The organism is Cellulosimicrobium sp. SL-1 (assembly GCF_011033075.1).
In the GTDB taxonomy this organism is placed as follows: domain Bacteria; phylum Actinomycetota; class Actinomycetes; order Actinomycetales; family Cellulomonadaceae; genus Cellulosimicrobium; species Cellulosimicrobium funkei.
In genome coordinates, this window is sequence record NZ_JAACJC010000009.1 from 47,186 (window position 1) to 65,512 (window position 18,327).

Sequence of the window (18,327 nt, forward strand, 5' to 3'; positions counted from 1 at the left end):
CCCGGGCGTGCCCACAGGTCGGATGCCGACCTGTGGACGCGCCGTCGGGTCAGCCCTCGTCGAGCGCCAGCAGGTCCTCGACGGTCTCGCGCCGCACGAGCACGCGGCTCGCGCCGTCGTGCACGGCGACCACGGGAGGACGCGTCAGCAGGTTGTAGTTCGACGCCATCGAGCGGCCGTAGGCCCCCGTGGCGGGCACCGCGAGCAGGTCGCCCGCGCGCACGTCCCCGGGGAGCTGCACCTCGTGGACGACGATGTCGCCGCTCTCGCAGTGCTTGCCCACGACGCGCGCGAGCACGGGCCCGGCCTCGGACGCCCGGCCGACGACCTCGGCGTGGTACTGCGCCGCGTAGAGCGCGGGACGGATGTTGTCGCTCATGCCGCCGTCCACCGACACGTACGTGCGCACGCGCCCGTCGTCGAGGGCCACGGGCTTCACCGTGCCGACCGTGTAGAGCGTGAGGCCGGCCGGCCCGACGATCGCGCGCCCCGGCTCGATCGAGAACCGCGGCAGCGGCGTGCCGAGCTCCGCGGCCACCGCCTCGACCGCGCGCGCGACGTCCTTCGCGACGCGCTCCGGGTCGAGCGCGACGTCGCCCGGGAGGTACGCGATGCCGTAGCCACCGCCGATGTCGACCTCGTCGACGAGGACGCCGGAGCGGGCCGCGAGCCGCGCCCGCAGCTCCAGCACGGCGCGCGCCGCGACCTCGAAGCCCGAGGGGTCGAGGATCTGGGACCCGATGTGCGAGTGGATCCCGAGCAGGTGCAGCTCGGGGCGGGCGACGACGTCGAGCAGCGCCGTCATCGCCGGGGAGTCGCCGGCCGCGCCGCCGTCCGCGGGGCGCGGCGCCGCGATCGACAGCCCGAACTTCTGGTCCTCGTGCGCGGTCGAGATGTACTCGTGCCCGCCCGCGTGGACGCCCGTCGTCACGCGGACCATGACGGGCGCGACCACGCCGCGCTCGCCCGCGAGCCGCGCGACGCGCTCGACCTCGACGAGCGAGTCGACGATGATCCGGCCCACGCCCTCGTCGAGCGCCCGGCCGATCTCGGCGTCGGACTTGTTGTTGCCGTGCAGGCCGATCTCCGCGCCGGGGACGCCGGCGCGCAGCGCGACGGCGAGCTCTCCCCCGCTCGCGGTGTCGACGCGCAGGCCCTCCTCGCGCGCCCAGCGCGCGACGGCCACGGTGAGCAGCGCCTTGCCCGCGTAGTACACGTCGACGTCCGACCCGACGGCGCGGAACGCCGTCTCGAACGCCGTCCGGTACGCGCGCGCCCGGGCGCGGAAGTCCGCCTCGTCGAGCACGTACGCGGGCGTCCCGTGCTCCGCCACGAGGTCGTGGACGTCGACGCCCGCGACCTCGACCACGCCGTCGTCCCGGCGCCGCACGCCGCGCGACCACGGCTCGCCGGGGTGTCCCGGCAGGCCCGTGCTCACATGCGCTCCGGCGCGCTCACGCCGAGCAGCCCCAGGCCGTTGGCGAGAACCTGGCGCACCGCGTCGTTGAGCCACAGGCGCGTGCGGTGCGTGTCCGTGACCTCCTCGTCCGGGTACGGCAGCACGCGCTGCGACTTCTGCTGGTACCACGTGTGGTAGTCGCCGGCCAGGGCCTCGAGGTAGCGCGCGACGCGGTGCGGCTCGCGCAGCTCGGCCGCCTGGGCGACGATGCGCGGGAACTCGGTGAGACGCCCGACGAGCGCCGCCTCGCTCGGGTGGTCGAGCAGCGCGGGCTCGAACCCGTCGGCCCGCGCGACGCCGCGGTCGGCCGCGTTGCGGTCCACCGCCGCGGTGCGCGAGTGCGCGTACTGCACGTAGTAGACGGGGTTCTCGTTCGTCGCCCGCGCGAGCAGGTCGAGGTCGAGGTCGATGTTCTGGTCCGCGGACGAGCGCGCGAGCGAGTAGCGCGCGGCGTCGACCCCGACGGCGTCCACCAGGTCCTCCAGCGTCACGACCGTCCCGGCGCGCTTCGACATGCGCACGGGCTGGCCGTCCTTGACGAGGTTGACCATCTGCCCGATGAGGAGCTGCAGGTTCTTCCCCGGGGTGTCGCCGAAGGCCGCGCAGACCGCCATCATGCGGCCGACGTACCCGTGGTGGTCGGCGCCGAGCATGATGATGACCTCGTCGAAGCCGCGCTCGCGCTTGTCGAGGTAGTAGGCGATGTCGCCCGCGATGTAGGCCGCCTCGCCGTCGGACTTGATGACGACGCGGTCCTTGTCGTCGCCGAAGTCGGTCGTGCGCAGCCAGGTCGCGCCGTCCTTCTCGAACATGTGGCCGGACGCGCGCAGGCGCTCGACGGCGCGCTCGACGGCGCCCGACTCGTGCAGCGAGTCCTCGTGGAAGTAGACGTCGAAGTCGACGCCGAAGTCGTGCAGCGACGCCTTGATCTCGCCGAACATGCGCTCGACGCCGCGCGCGCGGAAGACCTCCTGCGCCTCGGCGTCCGGGAGCGTGCGCGGGTCGGGGTCGCCCGCGGCGACGGCGTCGGCGACGACCGCGTCGGCGATCTCGGTGACGTACTCGCCGCCGTACCCGTCCTCCGGCGCCTCCAGGCCGCGCGAGCGCGCGAGCAGCGAGCGCGCGAAGCGGTCGATCTGGGCGCCGTGGTCGTTGAAGTAGTACTCCCGCGTCACGTCCGCGCCGCTCGCCTCGAGCACGCGCGCGAGCGAGTCGCCGACGGCGGCCCAGCGGACGCCGCCGATGTGGATGGGCCCGGTCGGGTTCGCGGAGACGAACTCGAGGTTGACCTTCTTGCCCGCCTCGGAGTCGCCGCGCCCGTACGCCGGGCCGGCCTCGACGATCGTGCGCGCGAGCTCGCCCGCGGCGGCCGCGTCGAGCGAGATGTTGAGGAAGCCGGGGCCGGCGACGTCCACGGCCCGGATGCCCAGGTGCGCGGCGAGGCGGCGCGCTAGGTCCTCGGCGAGCGCGCGCGGCGTCGTGCCCGCCTTCTTCGCGAGCTGCAGCGCGACGTTCGTGGCCCAGTCGCCGTGCTCGCGCTGGCGGGGTCGCTCCACGTGGACGCGCTCGGGGACCGCGGTCGGGTCCAGGGCGAGGGTGCCGTCGGCGACGGCGGCGGCCAGGGCAGCGCTCAGCGCTTCGGAGAGCTCGTCGGGGGTCACCGGGCGATTCTACCGAGGCGCGGGGGTCGTCCGTCGCGCCATTTCGCCGCCGCCCGCCCCGCCGCACCGGCGGCCGGGCCCGCTCCCCCGCGTCTCCGCGCCAAGCCGGAACGCCGGGGCAGTGCACCCGGTCGGCGCACCCGGTCGGCAGCCGGCCGCGCCGGGTCCGCGCACCCCCTGCGGGCTGGTAGTCTCGTGCATCGCGTCGGCGGTCACCGTCGGCGCTCGCCCTCGTAGCTCAGTGGATAGAGCGTCTGCCTCCGGAGCAGAAGGTCGTAGGTTCGAATCCTATCGAGGGCACCCGATCCGCTCCGACGAGCCCGGCCCGCCTCGCGCGGCCGGGCTCGCGCCGTCTCCGGGCCCGCTGCGCGAGGTCCGCCACGACCCGCGCGCTCCCGCTACGGTGGGGCCATGACCGACGGCGGCTACGGGGACTTCGAGTTCGAGCGCCGGTTCCTCGTGCGCGAGCTGCCCGAGGACCTGCGCGACGCGCCCGCGCTCATCGTGCAGAGCTACTACCTGGCCGACGAGGGCTACGCGCTGCGGCTGCGCGCCAAGGTGCCCACGGTCGACGCGACGATGGACGCCACGACCGACCCGGTCCGGCTCCTCGACCGCTACGCCCCCGCCGTCGACCTGTGCACGCTCACCGTCAAGGGTCCGATGGCCGGCGGCACGCGCTACGAGGCGGAGCGCGAGGTCGACGTGGCGGTGGGCGTCCAGATGATCCGCCGCGGCGGTGCGCGCGTCGTCAAGACCCGCTACTCCGTGTGGGTCGGGGCCGACGGCTGGGTCGTCGACGTGTTCGGCGGGGCGAACCACCCCCTCGTCGTCGCGGAGTGCGAGCGGACCGGTCCCGTCACGGACCTGCAGATCCCCGCGTTCTGCGTCACCGAGCTCACGGACGACCCCCGGTTCTCCAACGACGCGCTCGCGGGCCGCCCCTACGGCGCGTGGCGCGAGGAGTTCGAGGCCGAGCTCGCCGCGTCCGGCCCGCGGTTCCTCCAGGACTTCGGCCGCAACGAGCGGCTCTCCGGCCCGTAGGCACCGCGCGGGCACGCGCCCGGCCGCGGGCCCTCGGGTCAGCGCAGCGCGTCCGCCGCGGCGCACACCGCGGCGACGTCGAACCGGACCGTGCGCCCGTCGACCGGCACCCACCCGGGCTCGTGCCCGAACAAGACCGCCCACGGCAGCGCGCCGGGCGACACGTGCTCGCGCGCCCGGTCGTGCGCGCGCGCCTCCGCGACCTCGCGCTCGACGGCGTCCTCCAGCGCGACGAGGTCGGCCCGCACCGCGTCGCCCTTCTCCGTGAGCCGGCGCGACCGCCCCGCCTCCAGGTAGCCGTCGTGGCGGGCGCTGCGCACGACCTGGCGCGCGGCGTCGTGCACCCGGTGGCGCAGGGCGTCGTCGGCCGGGTCGAGCGCGACGCGCGCGCCCTCGCCCGCCGTCCCGCCGAAGAGGGTCGACAGCGCGAGGTGCTCGCGCTCGGAGGCACGCGACGCGTCGAGGAGGACGAGGACGGGAGGCTCGCCGGGCGCCGTCGGCTCCACGCGGACGAGGCCGCCCACGGCGAGGCTCAGCACCTGCGCGGCGAGCGCGTGCTCGGGACGGCGCAGGACGACCGCGGCGAGGAGCAGGTCGGCCACGGTCCGACGATACGGCGCGGGGCGGCCGCGCGCGGGGCGACCGGCCGGGGGCGCGTCAGGAGTTCTGGATCTCCTCGACGCCCTGGACGAACTCGAAGTGCCAGGGCTCGTAGGCGCCGCTGCCGCCGCGCTTGGCCCACGCCGGGTTCGCCCAGCCGTACGTGGCGCCGTTCTGGTTGATCCACGCGTAGACCTCGCGCGAGCCGGTCTCCACGGAGCAGAGGTCGATCGCGAGCCCCCACCCGTGCATGGACCAGCCGGGGGGCGCCGCGAAGGCGCCGCGGGAGGACTTGAGCGAGACCTGCGTCGAGAGCGTGCGGTACGACGACACGAGGCAGAGGTCCCGGCCGAAGGTGGCCCGGAAGGCCTCGTTCATCGCGGAGAGCGCGACGGCCGCGTCGGGTCGCAGGTGCTCGTCCGCCTGCCACAGCTCGCACAGGGCGTGCTCGTCGAGGTTGCCGTTCGTGCCCTCGGGCCGGACGGTCGGGTCGCAGCCCGGCAGCGGGTCGCGGGCGGCGGAGCGGGAGGCCGCCTCGCGGCGCACCTCGACGCGGGGCGCGGCGGCGACGCTCGGGGAGACGGCGGGTGCGGTCGCGGCGGCGGTCGCGAGGTCGAGCGCGCTCGGGCCGACGGGGCGGGTCTCCGGCTCGAAGGGCGACCCGCTGCCGAGCGCGTCGTCGGCGCCCGCGGAGAGCGGCATCGCGATGGTCGCGGCGGCGAGCGTCCCGAGGACGGCGACGCGCGGAACCCAGCGGTGCTGGCTGGAGACCTGTGCCTGGGGGCGGCGACGCCGGGAGCCCTGCTCCGCCTCGCGCCGGGCCCGTCGTGAGTCGAGGGCGGGTGCGCCGTGCTGCGACTCCACCCGCCACCTGCCTCTCACGTCGTCGGGGTGGCTCCGAGCCACCGATGACCGATCAATCACGGAACAGTAACGAAGGGCTCCGGCGATGCCAAGTCCCCTGCTCAGAGCCTCGGCGGAGCACCTTCGGGGACCTCGCGCCGACCGGGCCGCCGGCCTACGGCCGACGCTGCATCGCGTCGCGCACCTCGCCGACGAGCTCCTCGAGGATGTCCTCGAGGAAGACCACCCCGAGCGCGCCCCCGCCCTCGGGACCGTCGACGCGCGCCAGGTGCGCCCCCGAGCGCTGCATGGCGCGCAGCGCGTCCTCCACCTCGTCGTCGGGCGCGGCGGCCGCGAGCGCCCGCACGCGCCACGACGGGACCGGGGCCTCGCGCGTCGTCTCGTCCGCGTAGAGCACGTCCTTGACGTGCAGGTAGCCCACGAGGTCGCCCGTGACGTCCGCGACGGCGAACCGCGAGAAGCCGGTCTTGGCGACCAGGCGCTCGACCTCGTCGGGCGTGCAGCCCTCGGTCACGGTGACGAGGTCCGCGACCGGGACCATGACGTCCTGCGCGGTGCGCTCGGAGAACTCGATGGCCCCGGACAGCAGCCCCTGCTCGTCGCGCAGCACGCCCTCGGCCTGGGAGTGCTCGACGATGGACTGCACCTCCTCGGCGGTGAACGCCGACGCCACCTCGTCCTTCGGCTCGACGCCCGTGGCGCGCACCGCGTGGTTCGCGAGCCAGTTGAGCGCGACGATGACGGGGCGCAGCACGCGCCCGATCCACACGAGCGGCGGACCGAACCACATGACGGCCGTCTCCGGCCCGGAGACCGCGAGGTTCTTCGGGACCATCTCGCCCAGCACCACGTGCAGGTAGACGACGATCGCGAGCGCCACGACGAACGCGATCGGGTGCGCGAGCGCGGTGCTCACGCCGAGCGCGTGCAGCGGGTCCTCGATGAGGTGCGCGATGGCCGGCTCCGCGACGACGCCGAGACCCGTGGAGCAGACGGTCACGCCGAGCTGGGCGCACGCGAGCATGAGCGACACGTGCTCCATCGCCCACAGGACCGTCTGGGCGCGGCGGTTGCCCTGCGCGGCGAGCGGCTCGATCGCCGAGCGGCGCGCGGAGATCACCGCGAACTCGGCGCCGACGAAGAACGCGTTGCCGGCGAGCAGGAGGAGCGCGACGAGGAGCGCGGTGGTCGAGCTCATGCGTCCCCCTCCGTCGGTGTCGCGCGGACCGAGAGCCGCTCGACGCGCCGCCCCTCCATCGCCTCCACGCGCAGCACCACGCGGTACCGTCCCTCGCCCGCGGCGATCTCGTCGCCGGGCTCGGGGACGCGGCCGAGGCGGGCCATGACGAGGCCGCCGAGCGTCTCGTAGGCGCCGTCCTCGGGGACGCGCAGCCCCGTGACCTCCGTGAGCTCGTCGGGCCGCATGACGCCGGGCACGAGCCACGAGCCGTCCGCACGGCGGGCCGCGCCGGAGCGCCGGGGGTCGTGCTCGTCCGCGACGTCGCCCACGAGCTCCTCGACGACGTCCTCGAGCGTGACGACGCCCGAGGTGCCGCCGTACTCGTCGACCACGACCGCCATCTGGAGGCCGAAGCCGCGGAGCTCGACGAGGAGCGGGCCGAGCCGCACCGTCTCGGGCACGCGCGGGGCGTCGGCCATGAGGGCCGCCGCCGGCACCTCGTGGCGCCGCTCGTAGGGGACGGCGACGGCGCGGCGCAGGTGGACGAGGCCGACGACGTCGTCGCGGTCCTCGCCGATGACGGGGAACCGCGAGTGCCCCGTGCGCCGGGCGGCGTCGACGACGTCCGCGGCGGTCGCGTCCCGGTCCACGACGACCATGCGCATGCGGTCGGTCATGACGTCGACGGCGCTCAGCTCGTCGAGCTCGATCGAGTTGGTGAGGAGGGTCGCGACGGAGACGTCGAGCGTGCCCTCCTGCGCGGAGCGGCGCACGAGGGCGGCGAGCTCGGACGCCGATCGGGCGCCCGACAGCTCCTCGCGCGGCTCGACGCCGACGCGGCGCAGGATCGCGTTCGCCGAGCCGTTGAGCACGGCGATGACCGGCCGGAACAGCTTGGTGAACTGCCGCTGCACGGGCACGACCTGCCGCGCGGTCGCGTAGGGCGCGCTGAGCGCGAAGTTCTTGGGGATGAGCTCGCCGAAGAGCATCGAGACGAAGTTCACGACGAGCAGCGCGAGCACGCCCGCGAGGACCGCGGAGGCCGCGTGGCCGAGCGGCGTCGAGCTCAGGGCGTCCCCGAAGAGCGCGAGGAGCGCGGGCTGCGCGGTGTACCCGAGGAGGATGGTCGTGAGGGTGATGCCGACCTGCGCCGAGGAGAGCTCGGTCGACAGGTGCTTGAGCCCGGCCCGGACGCTGCGGTCGCGGCGGTCGGGGCCGCCCGTCCCGCCCGACGGCGGGGAGCCGCGTCTGTCGCCCTCCTGGTCGGCGTCGTCCCCGGCGGGGAGGACGGCGGGGTCGAGGGTGACCAGGGAGAACTCGCTGGCCACGAAGACGGCGGTACCTGCGGTGAGGAGCACCCCGAGCGCGACCATGACCCAGTCGCCTACCACGGAGTGCTCCACCGATATCGGGAGGTGCTCTTCATCGTGCCGACGATGTTAGCGCTCGCCCCTCGCCCGGCGCCCGGGAGGGACGGCTCGGCGGCGCCCAGGAGGGGCCGCCCCGCCGTGCGACCTGGTGGCCGGACGGCGACGAAATCCGGCCGACCTGGGCCGACGTGTGCCACGCTGTATCCCATGGCAGATCCGAGGGCAGCGAGCGCAGCACCGACCGGCGCGGGGGCCGGTCCCGTCCCCGGCCGCGGGCCCGTGCCCACGACCGCCCCGGTGGCCGGCGGCGGCACCCCGCAGCAGGCGGCCACGGTCCTCGTCGTCGAGGACGAGCCCGCGATCGCGACCGCCATCGCGCAGCGGCTGAGCGCGGAGGGCTGGCGCGTCGAGGTCGCGCGCGACGGCCTGTCCGCCGTCGACGCCGCGGCGCGCCTGCGCCCGGACGCGATCGTCCTCGACGTCATGCTCCCCGGCATCGACGGTCTCGAGGTCACGCGCCGCATCCAGGCGGAGCAGCCCGTCCCGATCCTCATGCTCACCGCGCGCGACGACGAGACCGACATGCTCATCGGGCTCGGCGTCGGCGCGGACGACTACATGACCAAGCCGTTCTCCATGCGCGAGCTCGTCGCGCGCATCAAGGCGCTGCTGCGGCGCGTCGACCGCGCCACGCAGGCCGCGAGCTCCGCCCCGAGCGACCCGCCCATGACGGTGGGCGACGTGACGATCGACAAGGCCCAGCGCCGCGTCTACCGCGCGGGCGAGGAGGTCCACCTCACGCCCACCGAGTTCGAGCTGCTCGTCATGCTCGCGAGCTCGCCGAAGACGGTCCTCACGCGCGAGCGACTGCTCGCCGAGGTGTGGGACTGGGCCGACGCCAGCGGGACGCGCACCGTCGACTCCCACATCAAGGCGCTGCGCCGCAAGCTCGGTGCGGACCTCATCCGCACGGTCCACGGCGTCGGTTACGCGTTCGAGCCGCCCGCCGGATGACCTCCTCCCCCGCCGACCCCGCCGGCGGCACGGACCCGGGACAGGCGCAGGCTCCCGGCCCGGCGCGGCCGGGACCGCACCGGGCCCACACGATCCGCCCGCACCTCCCGGACGTCCGGCCGCTCGACTCGTTCCGCTCGCTGAAGATCAAGCTCGGCGTGCTGGTCGCCGCGACGGTGACGCTCGCCGTCCTCATCACGTGGATCGGGCTGCAGAACCAGCTCGGGCCGTCGCGCACGTTCCCGCTCGCGATCGTGCTGTCGCTGCTGCTCACGCAGCTCCTCGCGCGCGGCATGACGTCGCCCCTGCGGGAGATGACCGCCGCCGCCCGGGCGATGGCCGACGGCGACTACACGCGGCGCGTGCGCGCCACGAGCCGCGACGAGGTGGGCCAGCTCGCGGTGGCGTTCAACGTCATGGCGGAGGACCTCGCGACGAGCGACCAGGTGCGCCGGGAGCTCATCGCGAACGTCTCGCACGAGCTGCGCACGCCGATCGCGGCGCTCCAGGCCCAGCTCGAGAACGTCGTGGACGGGGTGACGCCCCCGACGCCCGCGACGATGGAGATGTCGCTCGCGCAGACCGAGCGCCTCACGCGGCTCGTCGCGTACCTCCTGGACCTGTCGCGCATCGAGGCGGGCGCGGCGGCGCTCAACATCACCCAGATCGACGTCGGCGACTTCCTCGAGGAGAACGCCGAGGCCGTGTCGATGGTCGAGGCGGGCAAGCAGCTGCGCTACGTCGTGGACGTCACGCCCCCGGACCTCGTGCTCGAGGCGGACCGCGAGCGGCTGCACCAGGTCGTGACCAACCTCCTGCAGAACGCGATCCGGCACTCGCCGCAGGGCGGGGAGATCCGGCTCGAGGCGTACCCGGTGGACGGCGACGTCGTGCTGGAGGTCGTCGACGAGGGCCCCGGGATCGCCAAGGAGGACCGCGAGCGGATCTTCGAGCGCTTCGCCCGGGCCAGCGCGACGGGCGCGCACACGACGACGGGCGGGTCGACGGGCGGCACGGGGATCGGGCTCGCGATCGTGCGCTGGGCGGTGGACCTGCACGGCGGCCGGATCGAGGTCGCGGACTCGCGCCGGGGGGCGACGATGCGCGTCACGCTGCCCGCGCACGCGGGCTCCGCGCCGCTCCCGCCCGAGGACGGCGACGCGTCGTACCCGGCGCACCCCGACGTGCGGTGACTCCGTCCTGACAGCGCGCGCACCCGCCCGCGCTCGGACGTGAGATGCGTCACACCGCCGCGCAGAGATACCTCGGGATGGCGTGGAATTCCGCGATCTTGCCCTCCGACGAGGTGCGCGTGGGGTCACGTTTGCCTGGCCCAGACACGGCGTGAAGAACCCGCGAACAGGCCGCGCCGGAACGCTCGGCCCAACGCCCGAGGCCGACGACGAGGGCCTAGGCTGGAGTGGTCCGGAACCCGGACGAGCCCGTGCCGACGTCGGGGGCGCCGCAGCAGCGGTGCGCCGTCGTACCACGGTCGCGGGCTGTGACCGACAGCGACCTGTGTGTGAAAGTGGGCGATCCTCGCGTGTCCCCGAAGGCTGAGTCAGAGGCGATCAGCGACGCAAGCTCCGTGTTCGGAGCGAACGAGTGGCTCGTCGACGAGCTGTACGAGCAGTACCTCCAGGACAAGAACGCGGTAGACCCCGCGTGGTGGGACTTCTTCGAGGACTACCGCCCTGCGGAGCGCTCGGACGCCGACACCACGAGCGACGCCCCGGCGGCGCCCGCGAACGGGTCCGTCCCGGCCGCGGCACCCGCGAACGGGTCCCGCCCGGCCGCGGCGCCGGTGAACGGCTCGCCCGCTCCGGCAGCACCCGCCGCGCCGGCACCTGCAGCGCCGACCGCCGTGACGGACGGCTCGGCCGCCGCCGAGGCCGCGCAGCGCGTCAAGCCGCCGAAGCTCCCGGCCGACCCGGCGGTCAACGCCGCGGTCGAGGCCGTGCACGCGTCGCGCCCCGTCGCGACCGCCCAGCCCGCGACGGCGCCGTACGCCCAGGTGCCCGCGCGCAAGGTCGCCGGCGCCCCCGCGCCCGAGGACCAGGCCACGGACGACGTGCAGAAGCTCCGCGGCCCGGCCGCGCGCGTCGTGACGAACATGGAGGCCAGCATCCAGGTGCCGACGGCGACGTCGGTGCGCGCGGTGCCGGCCAAGCTCATGGTCGACAACCGCATCGTCATCAACAACCACCTCGCGCGCGGTCGCGGCGGCAAAATCTCGTTCACGCACCTCATCGGGTTCGCGCTCGTCGAGGCGCTGGCCGACATGCCGGTGATGAACGCGAGCTACACGCAGATCGAGGGCAAGCCCGCGGTCAACCAGCCCGCGCACGTGAACTTCGGGCTCGCGATCGACCTGGCGAAGCCGGACGGCTCGCGCCAGCTCCTCGTCCCGAGCATCAAGAAGGCCGAGACGATGGACTTCGCCCAGTTCTGGGCAGCCTACGAGGACCTCGTGCGCCGTGCGCGCGGCGGCAAGCTCGGCGTCGACGACTTCGCGGGCACCACGATCTCGCTCACCAACCCGGGCGGCATCGGCACCGTGCACTCGGTGCCCCGCCTCATGCAGGGCCAGGGCACGATCATCGGCGTCGGCGCGATGGACTACCCCGCGGAGTTCGCGGGCGCCTCGACCGAGCGGCTCGCCCGCCTGGGCATCTCGAAGGTCCTGACGATCACGTCGACCTACGACCACCGCATCATCCAGGGGGCGCAGTCGGGCGAGTTCCTGCGCATCCTGTCGCAGAAGCTCCTCGGCGAGGACGGCTTCTACGACCGCGTCTTCGCCGCGCTGCGCATCCCCTACGAGCCGGTGCGCTGGGTCCGCGACAACACGACGGACGCCGAGATCGAGGCGGCCAAGCCCGCCAAGATCGCCGAGCTGGTGCACTCCTACCGCTCGCGCGGCCACCTCATGGCCGACACCGACCCGCTCGCGTACCGCCAGCGCAAGCACGGCGACCTCGACATCCAGAACCACGGCATGACGCTGTGGGACCTCGACCGCACGTTCCCCACGGGCGGGTTCGGCGGCCGCACCAAGTCGACGCTGCGCGACATCCTCGGCCTGCTGCGCGACTCCTACTGCCGCACCGTCGGTGTGGAGTACATGCACCTCGCCGACCGCACGCAGCGCAAGTGGCTCCAGGAGCGCCTCGAGTCCGGGTACGCGCGCACGCCGCGCGAGGACCAGCTCCGCATCCTGCGCCGCCTCAACTCCGCCGAGGCGTTCGAGACGTTCCTGCAGACGAAGTTCGTCGGGCAGAAGCGCTTCTCGCTCGAGGGCGGCGAGGCGCTCATCCCGCTGCTCGACGCGATCCTGTCGAAGGCCGCGGAGAACGGCCTCGACGAGGTCGGCATCGGCATGGCGCACCGCGGGCGGCTCAACGTGCTCGCCAACATCGCGGGCAAGAGCTACGCGCAGATCTTCGCGGAGTTCGAGGGCAACCTCGACCCGAAGAGCGTCCAGGGCTCGGGCGACGTGAAGTACCACCTCGGCACCGAGGGCGTCTTCACCGCCGAGACCGGCGCGACGACGAAGGTCTACCTCGCGGCGAACCCCTCGCACCTCGAGGCGGTCGACCCGGTCCTCGAGGGCATCGTGCGCGCCAAGCAGGACCGCATCGACCTGGGCGGCGACGGCTTCTCCGTGCTGCCGATCCTCATCCACGGCGACGCGGCCTTCGCGGGCCAGGGCGTCGTGCCCGAGGTGCTCAACCTCGCCCAGCTGCGCGGGTACCGCACCGGCGGCACCGTGCACGTCATCATCAACAACCAGGTCGGCTTCACCACGGGCCCGTCGTCGTCGCGCTCGACGACGTACGCGACCGACGTCGCCAAGGGCTACCAGGTCCCGATCTTCCACGTGAACGGCGACGACCCCGAGGCGTGCGTGCGCGTCGCCGAGCTCGCCTTCGCGTTCCGCGAGCAGTTCGACCGCGACGTGATCATCGACATGATCTGCTACCGCCGCCGCGGTCACAACGAGGGCGACGACCCCTCGATGACGCAGCCGCTCATGTACAACCTCATCGAGGCGAAGCGCTCGGTGCGCAAGCTGTACACCGAGAACCTCGTCGCGCGCGGGGACATCACGCTCGAGGAGGCCGAGCACGTCCTCCAGGACTACCAGGCCCAGCTCGAGCGCGTCTTCACCGAGACCAAGGAGGGCGGCTTCACGCCCGCCGCGGACCGCGAGCCGGTCGCCGGTCTCGAGCGCCCGGAGTCCCAGCTCGAGGACGCCGGCACGATGGTCGGCTGGAAGACGGCGATCGACCGCTCGGTCCTCGAGCGCGTCGGCCAGGTGCACGTCGCGCCGCCGGAGGGCTTCACCGTCCACCCGAAGCTCGCGCAGCTCCTCGAGAAGCGCCGGCAGATGTCCGTCGAGGGCAACATCGACTGGGGCTTCGGCGAGCTCGCCGCGTTCGGCTCGCTCCTCGTCGAGGGAACCCCGGTGCGCCTCGCCGGCCAGGACTCGCGCCGCGGCACGTTCGTGCAGCGTCACGCCGTCCTGCACGACCGCGAGACGGGCGCCGAGTGGACGCCGCTGCTGTACCTGTCGGCGGACCAGGCGAAGTTCTGGGTCTACGACTCGTCGCTCTCGGAGTACGCCGCGCTCGGGTTCGAGTACGGCTACTCGGTCGAGCGCCCCGACGCGCTCGTGCTGTGGGAGGCGCAGTTCGGCGACTTCGTCAACGGCGCCCAGACGGTGATCGACGAGTTCATCTCGTCCGCCGAGCAGAAGTGGGGCCAGTACTCCTCGGTCGTCATGCTCCTCCCCCACGGCTACGAGGGCCAGGGGCCGGACCACTCGTCCGCGCGCATCGAGCGCTTCCTCCAGCTCGCCGCCGAGGACAACATGACGATCGCGCAGCCGTCGACGCCCGCGTCGTACTTCCACCTGCTGCGCCGGCAGGCGTACGCCCGCCCGCGGCGGCCGCTCATCGTGTTCACGCCGAAGCAGCTCCTGCGCCTCAAGGCCGCCGCGTCGAGCGTCGAGGACTTCACGACCGGCACGTTCCAGCCCGTCATCGCGGACGCGACGGCCGACCCGGCGAAGGTCGACCGCGTGCTCCTCTGCACGGGCCGCGTGTACTACGACCTCCTCGCCGAGCGCACCAAGCGCGGCGACGAGGGCGTGGCGCTCGTCCGCCTCGAGCAGCTCTACCCGCTCGACGTCGACGGCATCCGGGCCGAGCTCGCCAAGTACCCGGGCGCCGAGGTCGTGTGGGTCCAGGACGAGCCCGAGAACCAGGGTGCCTGGTCGTTCGTGCACATCAACCTGCCGGAGGACCTGCCGCGCGTGAGCGTCGTCTCCCGACCGGCGTCGGCCTCCACGGCCGCCGGCACGGCGAAGAAGCACCAGGCGCAGCAGGCCGTGCTGCTGGAGCAGGCGTTCGCCCGCTGACCGGCCCGCACGACCCGCGCACGACGAAGGCCCCCTCCGCGCGGAGGGGGCCTTCGTCGTCGGTGCGCCGTCGCCGTCGCACCGGGGGTCGGTCGTGCCGACCTACCAGCGGTCGTGGATCTTCTCGCGCAGGTAGCGGTCGTAGATCTCGCGCACGCCCGAGGTGAAGAGCGGGCCGAGGACGTCCGCGTCGCCCGCGGCGGCGTTCGACCGCGCCTGCTCGACGTTGCGCGCGCCGGGGATGACGGTCGACACGCCCGGCTGCTGCCAGACCCACGCGATGGCCACCTGGGCCGGGGTGAGGTCCTGCCCGACGACGTCGTGCACGAGCGTGGTGAACTCGGCCGCCGCCTGGACCCCGGTCTCGAAGTCGACGCCGGAGAACGTCTCGCCGACGTCGAACGCGCTGCCGTCGCGGTTGTACGTGCGGTGGTCGTCCGCGGCGAACGTCGTGTCCTTCGTGTACTTCCCGGACAGCAGCCCGGACGCGAGCGGGACGCGCGCGATGACGCCGACGCCGGCGTCGGACGCCGCGGGCAGCACCGCGTCGAGCGGCTTGAGCCGGAACGCGTTGAGGATGATCTGCACCGTGGCGACGTGGGGGCGCGCGATGGCCGTGAGGGCCTCGTCCACGGTCTCGACGCTCACGCCGTAGCTCGCGATCGCGCCCTCGGCGACGAGCGTGTCGAGACCGTCGTAGACCTCGTCGCGCGAGTAGACGGCGGTCGGCGGGCAGTGGAGCTGCACGAGGTCGAGCCGGTCGGTCCGCAGGTTGCGGCGCGAGCGGTCGACCCACTCGCGGAACTTCTCGAGCGTGTAGTTGTCGGCGTCCTGCGGCTCCCGGCGGCCCATCTTCGTGGCGACCGTGATCCCGTGGCCGGGGTTGTCGGCGAGGTAGGAGCCGATGATCTGCTCGCTGCGCCCGTCGCCGTAGACGTCCGCGGTGTCGAAGAACGTCACGCCGGCCTGCGCGGAGGCGTCGAGGACGGCGCGCGCGTCGTCCTCGCTCACGTCGCCCCAGTCGGCGCCGAGCTGCCAGGTTCCCAGTCCGACGACCGAGACGAGCCGTCCCGTCCGCCCGAGCACCTGTCGTTCCATCGTTCCTCCTCGTGCTGCGTCGGGTGCGCCGGAAGACACACCCGGGCACCGAGTCTGACGGGCGTGGGCGCATCGCGCACCCGCGCACGCCGAGTACCGTATGTGAGCGTGAACACCCATGCCCCCTCAGGAGCCCAGGTCCGCATCGCCCACGGCGACCACGCAGCGACGATCACCGAGGTCGGAGCGGCCGTCCGCGAGTACGCGGTGGGGGGCCGGCCGGTCTTCACGCCCTTCGGCGAGGACGAGGTGTCGCCCGCGTTCAACGGCGCCGTCCTGCTCCCCTGGCCCAACCGGCTGCGCGACGGGCAGTACACGGTCGACGGCACGACGTACCAGGTCCCGATCTCGGAACCGGACCGCGGGACCGCGCTGCACGGCCTCGCGTGCTGGCAGCGCTGGACGGTCGTCGAGCACGAGGCCGCGCGCGCGACGCTCGAGCTGCACCTGCCGCCGTCCCCCGGCTACCCGTTCGACCTCGTCGCGCGCGTGACGTACTCGCTCGACGACGCGGGGCTGCGCGTCCACGTCCGCACGACGAACGTCGGCACGGCGACCGCCCCGTACGGCGTCGGCTTCCACCCGTGGCTCTCGGCCGACGGCGCGGACCTCGACGCGTGCACGCTGCGCCTGGACGCGGCGACCCGCGTCACGACCGACGAGCGGCTCCTGCCGACCGGCACCGAGCCCGCCACCGGCACCTTCGACCTGCGCGAGCCGCGCCTGCTCGCGGGCGTCGACCTCGACGACGCGTACGTGGACGTGCTGCGCGACGAGGACGGGCTGTCCTGGATCCGCCTCACCGCGCCCGACGGCCGCACGGCCGCCGTGTGGATGGACGGCTCGATGGACACGTGGCAGGTCTGCACGGGCGACCACGTCGGCGACGTCGCGTTCCGCCGCACCGGCGTCGCCGCCGAGCCGATGAGCTGCGTCGCGGACGCGTTCCGCACGGGCGAGCGCCTCGTCCGGCTCGAGCCCGGCGCGTCCCACGAGGTCACCTGGGGAGCGACCCTGGCCTGACGCGTCCGGGCGCCGCGGCGACCCCCGCGCGGGTCGACACGCCGTCCGCACCGGCTCGGATCGACCCGCGCGGCCCGCGTCGGGGAGAATGGCGCTCGTGGAAGACGCGGTGAGTCGTGAGGTACGGATCTGCGTCGTCGGCGACGAGCTGAGCGCCGGCGTCGGCGACGCGAAGGCCCTGGGGTGGGCGGGGCGCGTCGTCGCGCGCACGCGCTTCCCCCAGCCGGCGTACGTGTTCCCGCTCGCCATCCCCGGCGAGACGACGACGGCCCTCAGCCAGCGCTGGGAGGCGGAGACCGCGCGCCGGTTCTCCCCCGAGCCGGACGTCGACAACCGCCTCGTCATCGGCCTCGGCCGCCACGACCTCGACGCGGGGCTGTCGGTCGCGCGCTCGCGCCTCAACCTCGCGAACGTGCTCGACGTCGCGGAGTCCCACCGCCTGCCCACGTTCGTCGTCGGGCCGCCGCCGGGCCACGCGCAGGACGCGGAGCGCCTCGCGGAGCTGTCCCACGCGTTCTCGGACGTCGCGAACCGGCGCCGCGTCCCCTACGTCGACACGTTCAGCCCGCTCGTCACGCACGAGCAGTGGCTCGCCGACCTCGCGCAGAGCGGGAACGGCTTCCCCGGCCAGGCGGGCTACGGGCTCATGGCGTGGCTCGTGCTGCACACCGGCTGGCACGCGTGGCTCGGGCTGCCCGACGACACCGTCTGAGGCCGCGGGGATGCACGAGGGGGAGGCGTGGTCGCGGACCACGCCTCCCCCTCGGCGTCGGGGCGGTACCGCTCAGCCGCGCGAGACCGTGAGGTCGCCCGAGACGGTGCTCGCCGACACGTAGGCGCCGCCCGCGCCGTGCTGGTCGACGTGGTCGACGGACGTGGTGCGCTGCGCGCTGGAGTCGAGCCGCACGCCGTCGAGCACGGCCTTGCCGGTGACGCTGCGGGCCTTGAGGTTCACGGCCGAGCCGGCGCCGAGGCGCACGGCCACGTCGCCCGAGACCGTGCGCGCGTCGACGAGCGGGGTGCTCTCGCGCGCGACGACCTCGACGCCGCTCGTGACGGTGCTGACCGACACGCGCCCGAGCGTGCCGCCGAGCGTGACGGTGCCGGACGCGGTGGTCACGTGGACGTCGCCGACGTGCTCGCCGACGTCGACGGAGCCGGTGGCCGTGCGGACCGACGCCGTGCCCGAGACGCCCTGGACGCGGACGGCGCCGGTCCCGGTCGTGACGGACACGTCCGCCCGCGTCCCGACGACGGTCGCCGCGGCACGCGCGGTCGTCACCTTGAGCGGGACGCTCGCGGGCACGGTGACCCGCACGACGGCGCGGTCCTTGTCGCGCAGGCCCTTCGCGCGGTCGACGAGGCCCTCGATGCCGGCGAAGTCGTACCCGACGCGCAGCTCGCCGTCGTGCACGCTCACCTGCAGCGGGCGCTCGGACACCTCGCTCACGTCGAGGTGCGCCCCGCTCTCGCGGCCGGGGTCGGCGACGACGTCGACCGACCCGTCCGTGAGCTGGACGACGACGCGCCGGACGTCCGCGACGTCGACGCTCCGGGGGGCGTTGATGACCCAGGACTCGGTGCTCATGCGC

The 18,327-nt window shown here is 74.1% G+C and carries 14 protein-coding genes and 1 tRNA gene; 7 read left to right on the forward strand and 8 right to left on the reverse strand.

Annotated features, from left to right (window positions below; translation table 11 throughout):
• Positions 1 to 49: 49 nt before the first annotated feature.
• Together lysA and argS are read right to left on the reverse strand one after the other, a co-directional pair.
• Positions 50 to 1,438, reverse strand: a complete 1,389-nt coding sequence (gene lysA, locus GWJ10_RS14575) for a diaminopimelate decarboxylase (RefSeq protein ID WP_163188259.1) — start codon at positions 1,436 to 1,438, stop codon at positions 50 to 52.
• The gene (argS, locus tag GWJ10_RS14580) at positions 1,435 to 3,120 is read right to left on the reverse strand and encodes an arginine--tRNA ligase (RefSeq protein WP_163188261.1); all 1,686 of its coding nucleotides are present in this window, start codon (positions 3,118 to 3,120) and stop codon (positions 1,435 to 1,437) included. The genes lysA and argS overlap by 4 nt, the downstream gene beginning before the upstream one ends.
• Before the next feature lie 227 nt (positions 3,121 to 3,347).
• Here argS and GWJ10_RS14585 point away from each other — a divergent pair.
• Positions 3,348 to 3,420: transfer RNA gene (locus tag GWJ10_RS14585), tRNA-Arg, on the forward strand.
• Positions 3,421 to 3,531: 111 nt separating this feature from the next.
• Positions 3,532 to 4,164 (forward strand): CYTH domain-containing protein, encoded by a 633-nt coding sequence (locus tag GWJ10_RS14590; RefSeq protein ID WP_034655122.1) that lies wholly within the window; start codon positions 3,532 to 3,534, stop codon positions 4,162 to 4,164.
• A 38-nt stretch (positions 4,165 to 4,202) separates the two neighbouring features.
• Here the strand turns inward: GWJ10_RS14590 and GWJ10_RS14595 are convergent, their stop codons facing one another.
• The 4 genes from GWJ10_RS14595 to GWJ10_RS14610 all read right to left on the reverse strand — a co-directional run bounded on the left by GWJ10_RS14595 (position 4,203) and on the right by GWJ10_RS14610 (position 8,199).
• Entirely contained in the window at positions 4,203 to 4,766 is a 564-nt protein-coding gene (locus tag GWJ10_RS14595) for a hypothetical protein (RefSeq protein WP_076405976.1), read from the reverse strand.
• Between the two features lie 55 nt (positions 4,767 to 4,821).
• Positions 4,822 to 5,628: a M15 family metallopeptidase gene (locus GWJ10_RS14600; protein WP_034655110.1), complete on the reverse strand. Its 807-nt coding sequence runs from the start codon at positions 5,626 to 5,628 to the stop codon at positions 4,822 to 4,824.
• Between the two features lie 154 nt (positions 5,629 to 5,782).
• Entirely contained in the window at positions 5,783 to 6,826 is a 1,044-nt protein-coding gene (locus GWJ10_RS14605; protein WP_034655108.1) for a hemolysin family protein, read from the reverse strand.
• Complete coding sequence (locus GWJ10_RS14610; RefSeq protein ID WP_076406106.1) at positions 6,823 to 8,199, reverse strand: hemolysin family protein; 1,377 nt, start codon at positions 8,197 to 8,199, stop codon at positions 6,823 to 6,825. Before GWJ10_RS14610 ends, GWJ10_RS14605 begins: the two co-directional genes overlap by 4 nt.
• A gap of 186 nt (positions 8,200 to 8,385) precedes the next feature.
• Here GWJ10_RS14610 and GWJ10_RS14615 point away from each other — a divergent pair, with 186 nt between their 5' ends.
• The 3 genes from GWJ10_RS14615 (at position 8,386) to GWJ10_RS14625 (ending at position 14,614) form a co-directional block, all read left to right on the forward strand.
• Positions 8,386 to 9,192: a response regulator transcription factor gene (locus tag GWJ10_RS14615; protein WP_228075110.1), complete on the forward strand. Its 807-nt coding sequence runs from the start codon at positions 8,386 to 8,388 to the stop codon at positions 9,190 to 9,192.
• On the forward strand, positions 9,189 to 10,385 hold the full coding sequence (locus GWJ10_RS14620; RefSeq protein WP_163188263.1) for a HAMP domain-containing sensor histidine kinase: 1,197 nt from the start codon (positions 9,189 to 9,191) through the stop codon (positions 10,383 to 10,385). The genes GWJ10_RS14615 and GWJ10_RS14620 overlap by 4 nt, the downstream gene beginning before the upstream one ends.
• 335 nt (positions 10,386 to 10,720) lie before the next feature.
• On the forward strand, positions 10,721 to 14,614 hold the full coding sequence (locus GWJ10_RS14625) for a multifunctional oxoglutarate decarboxylase/oxoglutarate dehydrogenase thiamine pyrophosphate-binding subunit/dihydrolipoyllysine-residue succinyltransferase subunit (RefSeq protein ID WP_128957446.1): 3,894 nt from the start codon (positions 10,721 to 10,723) through the stop codon (positions 14,612 to 14,614).
• 102 nt (positions 14,615 to 14,716) lie between these two features.
• On the opposite strand, the gene GWJ10_RS14630 is transcribed toward GWJ10_RS14625, so the two are convergent.
• Complete coding sequence (locus GWJ10_RS14630) at positions 14,717 to 15,712, reverse strand: aldo/keto reductase (protein WP_163188265.1); 996 nt, start codon at positions 15,710 to 15,712, stop codon at positions 14,717 to 14,719.
• A gap of 108 nt (positions 15,713 to 15,820) precedes the next feature.
• On the opposite strand from GWJ10_RS14630, the gene GWJ10_RS14635 reads away from it, so the two are divergent.
• Both GWJ10_RS14635 and GWJ10_RS14640 read left to right on the forward strand, forming a co-directional pair.
• Positions 15,821 to 16,735, forward strand: a complete 915-nt coding sequence (locus GWJ10_RS14635; RefSeq protein ID WP_082774797.1) for an aldose 1-epimerase family protein — start codon at positions 15,821 to 15,823, stop codon at positions 16,733 to 16,735.
• 97 nt (positions 16,736 to 16,832) lie between these two features.
• The gene (locus GWJ10_RS14640) at positions 16,833 to 17,447 is read left to right on the forward strand and encodes a GDSL-type esterase/lipase family protein (protein WP_021483233.1); all 615 of its coding nucleotides are present in this window, start codon (positions 16,833 to 16,835) and stop codon (positions 17,445 to 17,447) included.
• Between the two features lie 72 nt (positions 17,448 to 17,519).
• Here GWJ10_RS14640 and GWJ10_RS14645 read toward each other — a convergent pair whose 3' ends face one another.
• Positions 17,520 to 18,323 (reverse strand): hypothetical protein, encoded by an 804-nt coding sequence (locus GWJ10_RS14645; RefSeq protein ID WP_061269170.1) that lies wholly within the window; start codon positions 18,321 to 18,323, stop codon positions 17,520 to 17,522.
• Between the last annotated feature and the right edge of the window lie 4 nt (positions 18,324 to 18,327).

Excerpts from the sequence above, each read along its gene's own strand:
- GWJ10_RS14620 (WP_163188263.1), top strand. The coding sequence starts at position 9,189 with ATGACCTCCTCCCCCGCCGACCCCGCCGGCGGCACGGACCCGGGACAG.
- GWJ10_RS14630 (WP_163188265.1), bottom strand. The coding sequence starts at position 15,712 with ATGGAACGACAGGTGCTCGGGCGGACGGGACGGCTCGTCTCGGTCGTC.
- GWJ10_RS14645 (WP_061269170.1), bottom strand. The coding sequence starts at position 18,323 with ATGAGCACCGAGTCCTGGGTCATCAACGCCCCCCGGAGCGTCGACGTC.
- GWJ10_RS14605 (WP_034655108.1), bottom strand. The coding sequence starts at position 6,826 with ATGAGCTCGACCACCGCGCTCCTCGTCGCGCTCCTCCTGCTCGCCGGC.
- GWJ10_RS14590 (WP_034655122.1), top strand. The coding sequence starts at position 3,532 with ATGACCGACGGCGGCTACGGGGACTTCGAGTTCGAGCGCCGGTTCCTC.
- GWJ10_RS14615 (WP_228075110.1), top strand. The coding sequence starts at position 8,386 with ATGGCAGATCCGAGGGCAGCGAGCGCAGCACCGACCGGCGCGGGGGCC.